Here is a 13909-nt window from a genome sequence, read left to right on the forward strand (position 1 = left end):
ATCAGCCCATGTAGGGGTAGCGGTAGTCGGTCGGCGGGACGAACGTCTCCTTGATCGAGCGCGGCGAGGTCCAGCGCAGCAGGTTGACCGCCGCCCCGGCCTTGTCGTTGGTGCCCGAGGCCCGCCCACCGCCGAACGGCTGCTGGCCCACGACCGCACCGGTCGGCTTGTCGTTGACGTAGAAGTTGCCGGCCGCGAAGCGCAGCTCCTGCTGCGCCCAGGTGATCGCCGCCCGGTCCCGGGCGATGACCGCACCCGTCAGGGCGTACGGCGAGGCGCCCTCCAGCTGGCGGGTCACCTTCTCGAAGTCGGCGTCGTCGTAGACGTGCACGGCCAGGATCGGGCCGAAGTACTCGGTGGAGAACATCTCGTCGGACGGGTCCGTGCCCTCCACGACCGTCGGGCGCACGAAGTACCCGACCGAGTCGTCGGTCTGCCCGCCGGCCAGCACGTCGAGCTTCTTCGAGGACCGCGCCCGGGCGATCGCCCTCTCGTGCTTGGCGAAGGCCCGGTCGTCGATGACCGCGCCCATGAAGTGCGACAGGTCGGTGGGGTCACCCATCGAGATCGCCTCGACCTCGGCCAGGAAGTCGTCCTTCATCCGCTTCCACACCGAGCGGGCGACGTACGCACGCGAGGCGGCGGAGCACTTCTGGCCCTGGAACTCGAAGGCCCCGCGGACCAGCGCGGTGCGGACGACGTCGGGGTCGGCGGACGGGTGCGCGAGCACGAAGTCCTTGCCGCCGGTCTCGCCCACGATGCGCGGGTAGGAGCGGTAGTTCTCGATGTTGTTCCCGACCGTGCGCCACAGGTGCTGGAAGGTCGGGGTCGAGCCGGTGAAGTGGATGCCGGCCAGGTCGGGCGAGGCCAGCGCGACCTCGGAGACATCGATCCCGTCACCGGGGAGCATGTTGATGACACCCGGCGGCAGCCCGGCCTCCTCCAGCAGCTCCATGGTCAGCGACGCGGCGAGCTGCTGCGTCGGCGACGGCTTCCAGATCACCGTGTTGCCCATCAGCGCCGGCGCGGTCGGCAGGTTGCCGGCGATCGCGGTGAAGTTGAACGGCGTGATCGCGTAGACGAAGCCCTCGAGCGGGCGGTGGTCGGTGCGGTTCCAGATGCCGGGGCTGTTCGCGATCGGCTGGTCGGCCAGGATGCCCCGCGCGTAGTGGACGTTGTAGCGCCAGAAGTCGATCAGCTCGCAGGCCGAGTCGATCTCGGCCTGGAACGCCGTCTTGGACTGGCCGAGGACGGTCGCCGCGTTGATCCGCTGGCGCCACGGGCCCGCCAGCAGGTCCGCGGCCTTCAGGAGTACAGCGGCGCGCTCGTCGAACGGCAGCGCCCTCCAGTCGGCCGCCGCCGCCCCGGCCGCCTTCACCGCCGCCTTCGCGTCCGCCTGCGTGGAGGCCTTGAACGTGCCGAGGACGTGCTGGTGGTCGTGGGGCTGGACGACCTGGGTCTCCGCTCCCCCACCGGCCTTCCAGCGGCCCCCGACGTACCCCTTCAGCGTGAGCTGCTTCTTCTCCAGCTTCGCGATCTCGACCAGCAGGGACTCGCGCTCGGCGCTGCCCGGCGCGTAGGTGAGGTTGGGCTCGTTGGTGGGAGCCGGCGGGGAGGTGATGGCGTCCATGCCGCGACTCTCTCACCGCGGGGTCGTGCACTCAAAAAGTCAGAACGCGGAGCCGTCGAGCAGGTGCGGGACCTCCTGGGTCGCGAACCAGGCCAGGTCGTCGTCGGGGTCAGCCCCTTCGAGCGCATCGGCGTGCACCGCGACGACCTGGCGCCACGCGACCGCGGCGTCCGGGTCGGCGGCCTCGCCGACCACCACCACCCGTCGACCGGGGCCGTCCAGCAGCTCCGCGGCGGCCTCCCCGGCGGCGACGAGGGCGGCGTACTCGCCCTCCTCCGACTCATCGGGCGCCACGAACCGCTCGGCGGAGGCCGGCACCTCGCCGGCGGCGACGTATGACGCCAGCCCGGCCAGCGTCGTCGGCACGTAGACGCGGGTGCTCACGGCTTCACCTTCTTCGCGGCCTTCCGGCGGCCCCGCGGCACCCGGGGACGCGCCCCGGTCACGGTGTCGAGCAGCTCGTCGAGGGCCTCGCGGAGGCACTGGCCGAGCACCTCGGCGTCCGGCACCAGGTCACGGTCGGCGGTGAGGCCGTAGGACACCCGGCCGTCGTACGACGTGACGCCGATGGCGAGCGCGTGACCCGGCAGCAGCGGCGGCACGGGATAGGTGCTGACCATCCGGGCACCCGCGGCGTAGAGCGGGGACTGCGGGCCGGGCACGTTGGTGACCGTCAGCTGGAAGCCGCGACCGCGCTCGGCCGCGGCCACCCGCGAGCCGATGGCGTGGAAGGTGGTCGGGGCGAACCCCGCGATCCCGGCCAGCCGGTTGGCGGCCACCCCGCGACCGGTCTCCTTGTGCACCTTGAACGAGTAGGAGACCTGGTGCAGCCGGACGACCGGGCTGGCCTCGCCGATCGGCAGCTCGACCAGGTGCGCGGCGATCTGGCTGCCGAGCGAGGTCGCCTCGAGCTCCTGGTCGATGACCGAGACCGGGACCACCGCCCGGATCTGGCGCAGGCCCGAGAGCGAACCCCGCGTCATCAGCCACGCGCGCAGCGCCCCGGTGACGGTCGCCAGGATGACGTCGTTGACCGTGCCGCCGTGGACGTCGCGGATCCGGCGGTAGTCCTGGAGGTCGGTGCACACCGCGACCACGCGGCGCTGCTGCGAGAGCTGGCCGGCGAACGGGCTCTCCCGCACCGGCCGACGGCCGGCGAGCCCGTTGACGATCCGCCCGGCTCGCTGCGCCGTGCTGTCGACACCACGCAGCACCGAGCCGGTGGTGCTGCGGACCGTGTCGAGCGCGGTGGTGCCGTCGCCGAGCGTGTCGCGCACCGCGCCCGCCAGCAGCGCGGCCGGGGACGGCCGTCGGCCGGGCGTCCACGCGTCGCCGCCGAGCTCCTTGGGCTCGGGCGTCATGTCGAGCAGGACCTGGCCGAGGTCGACGGTGTCGATGCCGTCGACCAGCACCTGGTGGGCCTTGTAGAGCAGGGCCACCTGCCCGTCGGCCAGCCCCTCGACGAAGTAGACCTCCCACAGCGGCCGGCTGCGGTCGAGGGGGCGCGACACGATCCGCGCGACCAGCTCCTGCAGCTGACCCAGGGTGCCGGGCCGTGGCAGCGCGGAGCGTCGTACGTGGTAGCCGATGTCGAAGTGCGTGTCGTCGACCCAGACCGGGTTGGCGACCCGTCCGGGGACCGCCTGGAGCCGCTGCCGGTAGCGCGGCACGAACGAGATCCGGTCGGAGATCAGGCGCACCAACCGGTCGTGGTCGAACCCGGACTCGCCCGGATCGAAGATCTCGACGGTGGCGTTGTGCATCGGCGTGGTGGCGGACTCCTCCGCCAGGAGGGCGAGGTCCCGTGGCCGCAGCCGCTCGCTCATCCACCCCGCCTCTCGTCGCGCGTACGGGCCCCCGAGACCCCTTCGCTTGCTCTGCATGGGATTCTGGCAGACGTGCCACAGAAGATGAGGAACCGTCCGACGCGCCGAGTGCTCGCGAGCGCCGCGGTGATCGTCGCGACCCTGGCCCTGACCAGCGCCTGCGGTGACGAGGAGGAGCCGCCCGCCGGCAACGGTGAGCCGGTCTCGTTCGACATCACCTTCGACGGCGACACGGTGACGCCCCGCGGCGCCGAGGAGACCATCGCGAAGGGCAGCGACATCGAGCTCGTCGTCGAGGCCGACAAGCCCGGTGAGCTGCACGTCCACTCCTCCCCCGAGCAGCAGGTCGAGTACGGCGCCGGTACGACGACCATCCCGGTCAAGCTGGCCAACCAGGCGCCGGGCGTGGTCGACATCGAGTCGCACGACCTGGACCAGGTCGTGATCCGGCTGACCATCCGCTGAGGTGGCCCGACTCGACGGCAGCACGCTCGCCCACGGCATCGGCGGCGCGCAGGACCTGCCCATCTCGCCCGAGCTCGCGATCGCGGGCGCGGTCGCCGCGCTGACGGTCTCCTTCACCGTCCTCGCCGTCGCCTGGCGCACGCCCCGGTACGACGACGGCGAGACCGGTCGGCCCGCGCCCGGCTGGATCGACACCCTGGTCGCGCACCCGGCGTTCCGCGTCGGCCTGCGGGTCCTGGGCATGATGCTGTTCCTCTACACCGCGATGGCCGCCGTGTTCGGCCAGGACCGCGTCACCAACCCGTTCTTCGGCATCTTCTACGTCTGGTGGTGGGTGGGCCTGGTGCCCTTCTCGCTGCTCCTCGGCCCGGTGTGGAAGGCGATCAGCCCGGTCCGCACCATCAACCTCGCGTTCGCCAAGGTCTCCGGCGGCGACCCCGACGAGGGCATCTTCCGCTACCCCGAGCGGCTCGGCTACTGGCCCGCCGCCGTGGGCCTCTTCGCCTTCGTCTGGATGGAGCTGGTCTACCCCTACTCCACCGAGCTCGGCCCGGTCCGCCTGTGGTGCGCCGTGTACGTCGCCGCGATGCTGCTCGGCGGCGCCCTGTTCGGCAACACCTTCTACGAGCGCGCCGACCCGTTCGAGGTCTACTCCAGCCTGGTCGCCAAGATGTCGGTCTGGGGCACCCGCGACGGCCGCGTGGTGGTCCGCAGCCCGCTCGCGAACCTCTCCACCGTGGTGGCCCGCCCGGGCCTGGTCGCCGTCACGGCCGTGCTCTTCGGCAGCACGGCCTTCGACTCGTTCCGCGACTCCACGACCTGGCTGAACTTCCTCCAGGAACACGACATCATCACGACCAACGGCGCGGTCGGACCCGACACCGCGGCGGCGATCGCCAACAACCTGGCGCTGCTGACCTTCTGCGCCGGCATCGGCATCATCTTCGCGCTCGCGACGATGGCGACCGGAGTCGATCCGGAGATCGACCGACGCAGCCTCCCCAACCGCTTCGCCCACTCGATCGTGCCGATCATCGTCGGCTACATCGTGGCCCACTACCTGACGTACTTCGTCGAAGTCGGCCAGCTGACCCTGATCCTGGCCAGCGACCCGTTCGGCGACGGCAGCAACTACCTCGGCACCGGCGACCTGCAGGTCAACTACTGGCTGTCCTACCACCCGACGCTGCTGGCCAACACCAAGGTGGCCGCCGTCGTCGTCGGGCACGTGCTGGGCGTGATCGCCGCGCACGACCGGGCGATCAAGGTGCTCCCGGCCCGACACCAGCTGACCGGTCAGCTCCCGCTGCTGTTCGCGATGGTCGGCTTCACCGCAGGAGGCCTCTTCCTGCTCTTCGCCGCCTGAGCCGTCCGACCGTCGCCGGCGCCGCCGGCCCGACCAGCCCGTCGGCGACGGCCGCGATCGCGCGGACGACGGGCGCCTCGCCCTGAGCGACCAGGGTGCTGCCCGTGACCAGCGCCCGGTCGACGGTGACCCGGTCGTCGGGCACGAAGTGCAGGCTCTCGTGGCGGACGAACCCGGCGACCATCCCGGCGACGTCGCGCTCGGACCAGCCGAGCGAGGTGCGCATCCGGTTGACCACGACGCGCACGGGGGTGCCCGGCAGCCGCTCACGCAGCTCGACCAGGCCGCGGGCCAGCCGCGACAGGCCGACCGGGTCGGCGGATCCGACGACGATCACCTCGTCGGCCGCGTCGAGGGCCTCCAGGGTGAGCTGGTGCCGTCCGGGGCGGGACCCGAGCTCGCCCGATCCGTCGTCCTCGAGGACCGGACCGGTGTCGACCACCACGTGTCCCTGGGCACTCGCGAGGCCCAGCAGGTGCTCGACGACCCCGGGCCGGACCTCCACCCAGCGGTCCGGCCGCGGCAGTCCGGTCACCACCGTCAGCTGCCGGTCGAGGGCGCGCTGGACCGACGGCAGTCCCTCCTCCAGGTCGCCGCTCGAGGCGAGCCGGGCGGCCGAGAGCAGGCCGGACACCTCGTCGAGGACCCCGAGCTGCTGGGCCACGCTGGCCGACACCGGGTCGGCGTCGACCAGCGTCGTACGACGGTTGCGCCGGGCCAGCTCGGCGGCCAGGCCGGTGGCCAGGGTCGTGCGGCCCGGGGAGCCCGGCGGCCCCCACACCACCACGACCCGGCCCGGGGCCGGCGGCGGCTCGGCCGGTGGTGGCCCGTCGGGCCCGACCGGCTCCGGGGCCGCACCGGAGGGCTCGGACGCCGGCTCGGCGGCCGCGATCACGGTCCGGGGCAGCACGTCCAGGTCGGCCTCGGCCAGCACGCTGCGGATGCCGATCCGGGTGGCCCGGAGCCGGGCCGCCTCGTCGGGAACGCCGGCCGGGGCGACCGCGACCGGCGCGACGCCGTGCTGGTGCAGGTGGTCGACGGCCGAGCGGTCGAGGCCCGGGGCGTCGAGCGCGAGGACCGCGACGTCCGACTGACCCGCGGCCGCGGCCGCGAGCAGGTCGTCGACGTCCACGCAGCGCTTGAGGACCACGATCCCGGCGGTCTCGTTGAGGCGGCCGATCGCCGCGGACTCCCAGTCCGCCCCCGCGGCGACGACGAGCACGACGGTCGCCCCGCCCACCCCGACCGGCACCGCTCAGCCCCGCCGTACGACGGTCAGGACCGGGTCCGCCACGGCACCCACAGCCTCGAAGTAGCGAGCCACGTCGGGCTCGGCGACCGCCAGCACCAGCTGCCGCCGACCACCGGTCGCCAGGCCCGAGCCGGCGGCCGGAGCGTCGACGACGGTGGCCTCCTCCAGCAGCAGGCCCGCGGGAGCCGATCCGGCCTCGGCGGCCCCGACCGCCCCCGCCGGGCGCGGGACGCTGAGGTAGACGCTCACCACCGACCCGGACCGGACCGACGCCGGCACCAGCGCGGGGTCGACCGAGATCGGCAGCTCCAGGCTGCCGCTCTCCCCGACCGTGCCGACCGCTCCGCGGGGCAGCAGCTCGCCCGCCCCGACCGCCCGGGTCAGCTCGAGGTCGGCGGGCAGCTCGTCGTCGACGGTGAAGTAGCCGGCGAGGTCGTCGTCGTCGCCGAAGCGGACCCGGTGGGGCACCAGGTCGGGCTCCCCGACCCGGTCGCCCGGTCCCATCTCGGCGGACACCGCCCAGACCTGCACCGTGTCGTCGGCGGCGGCCAGCAGCCGACCCCCCGCGACGACGGACACCGCGACGATCGCCACGCCGACCCAGAGCCGCGGGTCGCGCCATCCCGACGTCGTGGACCGCACCGCGGGCGGCGGCAGCTGCGTGGTGGGGACTCCCGGACTCCTCGACACGGCGCCATCATGCCCACCCGAACGGGTGGAGACACCCGCCTCTCCACAGGCCACCTCTCCACAGGCGGCGGGTGCTGCCGACGTCCCCGCCGCCCCAGGTGCGACGATGACCCCATGGCCGGAACGCCCCGCTTCCTCACGCTCGCCGACGTGGCCGAAGTGCTCAACACCTCCAGCGCGCAGGTCTACGCGCTCGTGCGCCGCGGCGACCTGCCCGCCATCAAGATCGGCGGGCGCGGCCAGTGGCGCGTCGAGGGCTCGGTCCTCGAGGAGTACATCCAGCGGATGTACACCGAGACCGCCCAGTTCGTCGACCAGCACCCGTTCGTCGAGGCCGAGCAGGACCAGCCCTCCGAGCAGGTCTAGCCGACCTCGGAGTCGAGGGTGACCTCGACGGTCTCCTCGTCGTCCCCGCGCCGGATGGTGAACTCCAGCGTCTCGCCGGGCTGGTGCGAGCGGATCGCCACGATCAACGCGATGCCGTCGGTGACCCGCGAACCCTCGACGGCCACGATCACGTCGCCCTTGCGCAGGCCGCTCTCCTCCGCCGGGGTGCCGTCGTTGACCTCGTCGATCTCGGCGCCCGCCCCGCTGCCGCGCTGACCGGTCTGGACCTGTGCCCCGATCACGGGGTAGCGCGCCTCGCCGCTCTTGAGGATCTGGTCGGCGGTGATCCGCACCTGCTCGACCGGGATCGCGAAGCCGACACCGATGTTGCCGGACTCGGTGCCGAAGCCGCTGCCGCCCGTGGTGGCGATGGCCGAGTTCACGCCCACCACCTGACCCCGCAGGTTGACCAGCGGACCGCCCGAGTTGCCCGGGTTGATGGCCGCGTCGGTCTGCACCGCGTTGATGTACGACGACTCGCTGGCCGCGTCGCCCGTCGACACCGGTCGCTGCAGGGCGCTGACGATGCCGGCCGTGACCGTCGAGCTGAGGCCGAGCGGGGAGCCGATGGCCACCACGCCCTCCCCGACCCGCAGCGAGCGCGAGGCGCCGAGGGCGGCCGGCGCCAGCTCCTTGGCCTCCTCGGAGTAGAGCACCGCCAGGTCGTAGACCGGGCTGCGGCCCACGACCGTCGCCTCGTAGCGGTTGCCGTCCTGGTCGACGATCGCGATCGGACCGTCCTCCTTCGCGGCGTCGGCGACGACGTGGTTGTTGGTGACGACGTGGCCCTGGCGGTCCAGCACGAAGCCGGAGCCGGTGGCGCCGTTCGCCTGGCCCTCGAACTCCGCGGAGATCTGGACGGTGCTCGGCAGCAGCTCCTGCGCGACCGCGGCGATCGAGCCGTCGTCGGCCGGCAGCGGGGGCGTCTCGACGACGTCGACCCCGGCCAGCCCCTCGCTCACCGATCCGGGTCCGTCGTGGTCGTTGAGCTCGTCGTACGCGACCGAGCCCACCACGCCCCCGGCGAGGCCGAGGACCAGCGCCAGGGCGGCGACCGACGGCCAGACCCACCCGCTGACCCGCCCGCGGTCCGCCGCGTGCCTCGGCGGCACCGGGGCGACCGGGAGCGGCTGGGTGCCGGGCGGGGGGAACGGCGGCCAGGAGGCGGTCGGCACCGGACCGGCCGGCGGCTGATGGGTGGGCGGGACCCACGAGGGGCCGCCGGGTCCGGCCGGCTGGCCGGATCCGTGCGGCTGGGCGGGACCGATCGGCTGGGTGGCGTCGTCGTCCGCCCGGGAGTCGTTCGGCGGCGGCGTCTGGCCTGCGTCGTTCACGGCTCCATCATCACCTGTCGCCCGAAATGGCCGTCGGCCCGACCGCCTGCGGCGACCGGGTCAGGGCTGCCGGACGCTCCGCGTCGCCGGCAGTGGGGCCTGCGAGGTGGTGGAGTTCGGGAGCGAGGTGACCGGCGCCCGACGCTCGAGGTTGGGCGCGTCGGCCGGGGCGGTGCCGAGCACCAGCACGCCCATCACCGCGGCACCCACGGCGCCGCCGCCGATCGCGGCGAGACCCGCCGTACGACGGGGTCGCGACTCGGAGCGCCCGCTCATCGCGAGGAAGAAGTCGCCCGGCGGGATGCCCATCTCGGCGGGACGGCAGTCGGGCGCGCCGAGCAGCGAGCCCTTCAGCCCGGCGGGCGTGCAGCCACCGTCGAGGGAGAGCCCGGCCAGCCGGGTCTTCACCCAGCCCTCGCGCTCGACGAGGTCGCGGCAGAGGTGGCACTGGTGGACGTGGGCCCAGGCCCGCTCGGACTCCTCCGCCGAGAGCTGGCCGTCGAGCAGGGCGCTCGCGCGGGAGCCGAGGTGGCCGATCATGCGCGCCCCGGGAGGGCGATCGGGCCGGTGGCGGGGCCGGAGTATCGGGCGCGGCCGGCACCCGGCGCGCGGTGGGCCAGCGCGGTGCGGAGCATCGCGCGGCCCCGGTGGATGCGCGAGCGGACGGTACCGAGCTTGGCGCCGAGGATCTCGGCGATCTCCTCGTAGGACAGGCCCTCGACGTCGCACAGCACGACCGCGGCCCGGAAGTCCGGCGGCAGGGTCGCGAGCGCCCGCTCCACGTCGTCGTCGAAGCGCTGGTCGGCGTAGGCGGCCTCGGGCGCGGGCGACGCGCTGGTGAGCCGGTCGGCCCGCTCGTCGGAGAGCGCGTCGAAGCGGATCCGCTGCTTGCGGCGGGCCTGGTCGAGGAAGAGGTTGGTGGTGATCCGGTGCAGCCAGCCCTCGAAGGTGCCGGGCGTGTAGGTCGACAGCGAGCGGAACACGCGGACGAAGACCTCCTGCGTGAGGTCCTCGGCGTCGTGCCGGTTGCCGGTCAGCCGGTAGGCGAGGCGGTAGACCCGGTCGGAGTGGCGCTCCACGATCTCGTCCCACGTGGGGACCGTCGTCGCACTCTCCTGCTGAACGTCCACGGGGACCCCTCTCGACCTGAACAACGTCCCGTCCCTCCGTACGCTAGGTCACCTTGCTGAAAGGACCCTGTGAGCCAGGATCCATCCGTGCCAACGAGCAGGCCTGCGGCCGTGTTCCCGGTCGGCGCGGCGTGATCGCGATACGTTGAGCCGGTGACGACGCCCATCAACGCCGCGAGCTGGTCCTACTCAGAGGCGTACGTCGCCGAGGACGACGTGCTCGCCTCGGCCCGGTCGCGGGCCGACGAGGTCGGCGTGACCGCCATCGGCTCCGGCGGCGGCGCCGCGCTGCGGTTCCTCGCCTCCGTGCTGGAGGCCCGGGCCGTGGTCGAGATCGGCACCGGCACCGGCGTGTCCGGCCTCTGGCTGCTGCGCGGCATGCGCGCCGACGGCGTGCTGACCACCGTCGACATCGAGGCCGAGCACCAGCGCCTGGCCCGTCAGTCGTTCACCGAGGCCCAGATCCCCAGCCAGCGTGCGCGCACCATCTCCGGCGCGGCCCTCGACGTACTCCCCCGGCTGACCGACGGCCACTACGACATCGTGTTCTGCGACGGCGACAAGCGCGAGTACGGCGCCTATCTGCGCGAGGCCCTGCGCCTGCTCCGCCCCGGCGGCGTGGTGGCCTTCGACAACGCGCTCTGGCACGACCGGGTCGCCGACCCCGCCCGCCGCGACGAGGAGACCGTCGCCATCCGCGACCTCGGCCGCGAGGTCGCCGCCCACGACGAGCTGGTCCCGGTCCTGCTGCCCGTGGGTGACGGGCTGCTCCTCGCCAAGAAGGAGTGGACGCCGCAGGACTGAGGGCTGCCGGGCCGTTGTCCTACTTACCCGGTGATCAGGGGAAGTAGGACGCCGCCTCCTGAGTCACTCAGGTCCCACCGGCCACACCGCTCAGGGTTTCCCGGACGTTCCTGGCCGAAGCTTCGCCCGGGAACGTCCGGGAAGGGCCCTTATCCGGGTAAGTAGGACGCCCCCCCCCCCCCCGCCTCAGACCCGCCGCGGCCACCAGAACCGGTCACCGAGCCGGATGGCCAGGGCCGGGACGAGGACGGTGCGCACGAGCAGCGTGTCGAGCAGGACGCCCAGGCAGATGACCGTGCCGATCTGGGCGAGCACGACCAGCGGAAGCACGCCGAGGACGGCGAACACGGCCGCGAGCAGGATGCCGGCGCTCGTGATCACCCCGCCGGTCGCCGTGAGCGCCCGGAGCATCCCGTCGCGGGAGCCGTGCTCGCGCCCCTCCTCCCGGGCGCGGGTCACCAGGAAGATGTTGTAGTCGACGCCCAGCGCGACCAGGAACAGGAACGCGAAGAGCGGCGTGCTGGTGTCCAGGGCCTCGAAGCCGAGGATCCCGGTGAACAGCCACCAGGAGAGCCCGAGGCTGGCCAGGTACGTCGCCAGCACGGTCAGCACCAGGAGGCCGGCGGCCACGATCGAGCGCAGGAGCAGCAGCAGCGCACCGAGCACCAGGACCAGGATGAGCGGCAGGATCAGCAGCCGGTCGCGGGCAGCGCCCTCCTTCTCGTCGATCCCTTCCGCCTCCGCCCCGAGCACGTGGGTGTCGTCGAGCCCGTCCACCGCGTCGCGGATGCGGTCGACGGTGTCGCGGGCCTCGTCCGACCCGGACGCGCCGGTCAGCACGACGTCCAGCTGGCTGACGCCGTCGCCCTCCGCGCTCGGGCGGACCGACTGCACGCCCTCGACCGCGGCGACGCGCTCCTGCACGGAGGCGGGGTCCTCGGTCGTCACCACCTGCGCGGGATCGGTCAGCCCGGCGGGGAAGGACTCGGCGGCGCGGGCCGCGGCCGAGATCGCCTCGGGCTCGTCCAGGAACTGCTCGGAGCGGTCCAGGCCGGTGTCGATGCGGAAGACGCCGAGGGCCAGCACCGCGAGCAGCAGCACGCTGCCGGTCACGAAGGTGCCGGGGCGTCCGGCTACCCGCTGTCCGACCCGGTGCCAGATCCCGTTGCCGTCCACCAGCGCCGGCTCCCCCTCGCGCGGGACCCGGGGCCAGAAGACCCAGCGTCCGAACAGGACCAGGGTCGCGGGCAGGACCACCAGGGCGAAGAACACCGCCACCACGACCCCGACCGCGCAGGCGAGGCCCAGCCCGCGGGTCGTCGGGGTCAGCGAGAGCAGGAGGGTCAGCAGGCCGAGGACGACCGTGGTCCCGCTGGCGAGCACGGGCTCCGCCGTACGACGCAGCGCCTCGGCCATCGCGAGGTGCCGGGGCCCGTGCCGGCGGAGCTCGTCGCGGTAGCGGGAGATGAGCAGCAGCGAGTAGTTGGTGCCCGCCCCGAAGACCAGGACGGACAAGATGCCGACCGTCGACTCGTCCCAGGCCACGTCGACCGCGGCGAGCACCTGGGTCGCCACGACCGCGGCCAGCCGGTCGGCGATGCCGACCACGGCCAGCGGGACGATCCAGAGGACCGGGCTGCGGTAGGTGACGACGAGCAGCAGGGCCACGATCAGCGCGGTGGCCATCAGCAGCCGCAGGTCGGCCCCCTCGAACACCGCCGACAGGTCGGCCTGGATGGCCGCCGGACCGGTCACCTGCCCGGTGACCCCGTCCGGCAGCGCCTCGTCGAGCGACGCGCGCAGGTCCGCGACCGCGTCGGAGGTGTTGCCGCCGTCGTCCGTCTCGACCGGCACCACGGCGATCGCCGCCGTCCCGTCGTCGGACACGGTCAGCTCGGACTCCACGGGTACGGCGTCGAGCGCGGCCTGGTCCAGGCGACCCTCGTCGGCCGTCACCAGGACGATCGCGACGGAGCTGTCCGCGGCGGGCAGGCGCTCCTGCAGCGCGGTTCCGAGGGTGCTGTCGAGGCCGGTGGGCAGGGAGTCCAGCGGGCTTCGGTCCCGCTCCCCCTCCCCGACCAGACCGAGGACGACTCCGGCGAGCAGCAGCGGAAGCAGGGCGACCAGCCACGCAGTGCGGCGGCCGGTGATGAGACGGACGGGCGAGGGCATGCTTGTCCTTCGAGCAACGTTGGTAGGATCGCTAACTAGGTTAACCACTAAGTAGGTGAAGGAAACGACCGCCCCCACGAACCACCCCACGTCCGCCCTGCTGCGCGAGCTGGTCGAGGCGGGTGTCCGACTGCGCCACCACGTCGCCCGCACGGCCGGACTGGGCGAGTCGGAGCTGGTCACCCTGCAGCACCTGTCCGCGGCGCCCCTCGGCCCCGCCGAGGTGGCCCGACGGCTGGGCGTGAGCACGGCGGCCTCGACCGGCATCGTCGACCGGCTGGCCGCGCGCGGGCACGTCGAGCGTCGCCCGCACGACCACGATCGCCGGCGTACCGAGGTGCACCTGACGGAGTCGGGGCGGACCGAGCTCGTCGCACACCTGATGCCGATGTTCGTCGGCCTCCGCGAGCTGGAGGAGGCGTTCACCCCCGAGGAGCTCGCGGTCGTCCAGCGCTACCTGACCGGCGCGACCGCCGCGTTCGAGGCGGTCTCGGAGACCGGCCAGGAGACCGGTCAGTAGCGGGCTGCGGCCTCGAAGCCTTCCCAGCCCTCGGCGATCGCGACCACGTCGAACGCCTCGATCAGCACCGGCGGGCTGCCGACCATCCGCGAACCCGGCACGTCGGCCGCCCCGGCGCGGAACTCCTCCTCGAACGACGCGCGCGCCTCGTCGGTGGCGAAGACGTAGGTGCCCTCGAACCACTCGCCCCGGCGCACTCGCCAGGTCTTGAAGCGCAGCCCGGACATGCCGGTGAACCGGGCGTGGGACGTGCCCGCGACGTACGACGCCAGCTCGTCCTCGACGCCGTCGGGCGCGTCGACCAGCGACCAGCGGATCGACAGCCCGAGCACG

At 73.3% G+C, this 13909-nt stretch carries 15 protein-coding genes; 5 read left to right on the forward strand and 10 right to left on the reverse strand.

Annotated elements, in window-relative coordinates; translation table 11 throughout:
* Nucleotide 1: 1 nt before the first annotated feature.
* From pruA to BLT76_RS15315, 3 genes are read right to left on the reverse strand one after another with little or no spacing between them, the layout of a single operon-like run.
* A complete protein-coding gene (gene pruA / locus BLT76_RS15305; protein ID WP_090857834.1) occupies nucleotides 2-1630 on the reverse strand; it encodes an L-glutamate gamma-semialdehyde dehydrogenase in 1629 nt (542 codons plus the stop codon).
* 39 nt (nucleotides 1631-1669) lie between these two features.
* Nucleotides 1670-2014, reverse strand: a complete 345-nt coding sequence (locus BLT76_RS15310) for a DUF6912 family protein (RefSeq protein ID WP_090857837.1) — start codon at nucleotides 2012-2014, stop codon at nucleotides 1670-1672.
* Nucleotides 2011-3456, reverse strand: a complete 1446-nt coding sequence (locus BLT76_RS15315) for a WS/DGAT/MGAT family O-acyltransferase (protein ID WP_090857840.1) — start codon at nucleotides 3454-3456, stop codon at nucleotides 2011-2013. Before BLT76_RS15315 ends, BLT76_RS15310 begins: the two co-directional genes overlap by 4 nt.
* Nucleotides 3457-3540: 84 nt before the next feature.
* Between BLT76_RS15315 and BLT76_RS15320 the strand changes: the two genes are divergently transcribed.
* Together BLT76_RS15320 and BLT76_RS15325 are read left to right on the forward strand one after the other, a co-directional pair.
* Entirely contained in the window at nucleotides 3541-3921 is a 381-nt protein-coding gene (locus BLT76_RS15320) for a fimbrillin family protein (RefSeq protein WP_139175556.1), read from the forward strand.
* A gap of 1 nt (nucleotide 3922) precedes the next feature.
* Entirely contained in the window at nucleotides 3923-5287 is a 1365-nt protein-coding gene (locus BLT76_RS15325; RefSeq protein ID WP_090857845.1) for a hypothetical protein, read from the forward strand.
* Here the strand turns inward: BLT76_RS15325 and BLT76_RS15330 are convergent.
* On the reverse strand, nucleotides 5250-6539 hold the full coding sequence (locus tag BLT76_RS15330) for a CpaE/TadZ family protein (RefSeq protein WP_090857848.1): 1290 nt from the start codon (nucleotides 6537-6539) through the stop codon (nucleotides 5250-5252). The genes BLT76_RS15325 and BLT76_RS15330 overlap by 38 nt on opposite strands.
* Before the next feature lie 3 nt (nucleotides 6540-6542).
* The gene (locus BLT76_RS15335) at nucleotides 6543-7229 is read right to left on the reverse strand and encodes a hypothetical protein (RefSeq protein WP_139175558.1); all 687 of its coding nucleotides are present in this window, start codon (nucleotides 7227-7229) and stop codon (nucleotides 6543-6545) included.
* 114 nt (nucleotides 7230-7343) lie between these two features.
* Here BLT76_RS15335 and BLT76_RS15340 point away from each other — a divergent pair, with 114 nt between their 5' ends.
* Nucleotides 7344-7595 (forward strand): helix-turn-helix domain-containing protein, encoded by a 252-nt coding sequence (locus BLT76_RS15340; RefSeq protein WP_090857854.1) that lies wholly within the window; start codon nucleotides 7344-7346, stop codon nucleotides 7593-7595.
* Here BLT76_RS15340 and BLT76_RS15345 read toward each other — a convergent pair.
* From BLT76_RS15345 to sigE, 3 genes are read right to left on the reverse strand one after another with little or no spacing between them, the layout of a single operon-like run.
* Nucleotides 7592-8950, reverse strand: a complete 1359-nt coding sequence (locus BLT76_RS15345; RefSeq protein WP_090857857.1) for a S1C family serine protease — start codon at nucleotides 8948-8950, stop codon at nucleotides 7592-7594. The genes BLT76_RS15340 and BLT76_RS15345 overlap by 4 nt on opposite strands.
* 60 nt (nucleotides 8951-9010) lie before the next feature.
* The gene (locus BLT76_RS15350; protein ID WP_090857860.1) at nucleotides 9011-9490 is read right to left on the reverse strand and encodes an anti-sigma factor; all 480 of its coding nucleotides are present in this window, start codon (nucleotides 9488-9490) and stop codon (nucleotides 9011-9013) included.
* On the reverse strand, nucleotides 9487-10080 hold the full coding sequence (gene sigE, locus BLT76_RS15355) for an RNA polymerase sigma factor SigE (RefSeq protein WP_090857863.1): 594 nt from the start codon (nucleotides 10078-10080) through the stop codon (nucleotides 9487-9489). The genes BLT76_RS15350 and sigE overlap by 4 nt, the downstream gene beginning before the upstream one ends.
* A 153-nt stretch (nucleotides 10081-10233) precedes the next feature.
* Here sigE and BLT76_RS15360 point away from each other — a divergent pair, with 153 nt between their 5' ends.
* Nucleotides 10234-10884, forward strand: coding sequence for an O-methyltransferase (locus tag BLT76_RS15360; RefSeq protein ID WP_090857866.1), 651 nt, complete (start codon nucleotides 10234-10236; stop codon nucleotides 10882-10884).
* A 186-nt stretch (nucleotides 10885-11070) separates the two neighbouring features.
* Here the strand turns inward: BLT76_RS15360 and BLT76_RS15365 are convergent, their stop codons facing one another.
* Nucleotides 11071-13056 carry an MMPL family transporter gene (locus BLT76_RS15365; RefSeq protein WP_090857868.1) on the reverse strand — a complete coding sequence of 662 codons (1986 nt, stop codon included), beginning with the start codon at nucleotides 13054-13056 and terminating at the stop codon, nucleotides 11071-11073.
* A gap of 55 nt (nucleotides 13057-13111) precedes the next feature.
* Here BLT76_RS15365 and BLT76_RS15370 point away from each other — a divergent pair, with 55 nt between their 5' ends.
* On the forward strand, nucleotides 13112-13576 hold the full coding sequence (locus tag BLT76_RS15370) for a MarR family winged helix-turn-helix transcriptional regulator (protein ID WP_090857871.1): 465 nt from the start codon (nucleotides 13112-13114) through the stop codon (nucleotides 13574-13576).
* Here BLT76_RS15370 and BLT76_RS15375 read toward each other — a convergent pair.
* The gene (locus BLT76_RS15375) at nucleotides 13570-13908 is read right to left on the reverse strand and encodes a hypothetical protein (protein WP_090857873.1); all 339 of its coding nucleotides are present in this window, start codon (nucleotides 13906-13908) and stop codon (nucleotides 13570-13572) included. The genes BLT76_RS15370 and BLT76_RS15375 overlap by 7 nt on opposite strands.
* Between the last annotated feature and the right edge of the window lies 1 nt (nucleotide 13909).

The organism is Nocardioides lianchengensis (assembly GCF_900101465.1).
Taxonomy (GTDB): domain Bacteria; phylum Actinomycetota; class Actinomycetes; order Propionibacteriales; family Nocardioidaceae; genus Nocardioides; species Nocardioides lianchengensis.

Coding starts and splice junctions, on each gene's coding strand:
- pruA (WP_090857834.1), bottom strand. CDS start 1,630: ATGGACGCCATCACCTCCCCGCCGGCTCCCACCAACGAGCCCAACCTC.
- BLT76_RS15315 (WP_090857840.1), bottom strand. CDS start 3,456: ATGAGCGAGCGGCTGCGGCCACGGGACCTCGCCCTCCTGGCGGAGGAG.
- BLT76_RS15320 (WP_139175556.1), top strand. CDS start 3,541: ATGAGGAACCGTCCGACGCGCCGAGTGCTCGCGAGCGCCGCGGTGATC.
- BLT76_RS15340 (WP_090857854.1), top strand. CDS start 7,344: ATGGCCGGAACGCCCCGCTTCCTCACGCTCGCCGACGTGGCCGAAGTG.
- BLT76_RS15350 (WP_090857860.1), bottom strand. CDS start 9,490: ATGATCGGCCACCTCGGCTCCCGCGCGAGCGCCCTGCTCGACGGCCAG.
- BLT76_RS15365 (WP_090857868.1), bottom strand. CDS start 13,056: ATGCCCTCGCCCGTCCGTCTCATCACCGGCCGCCGCACTGCGTGGCTG.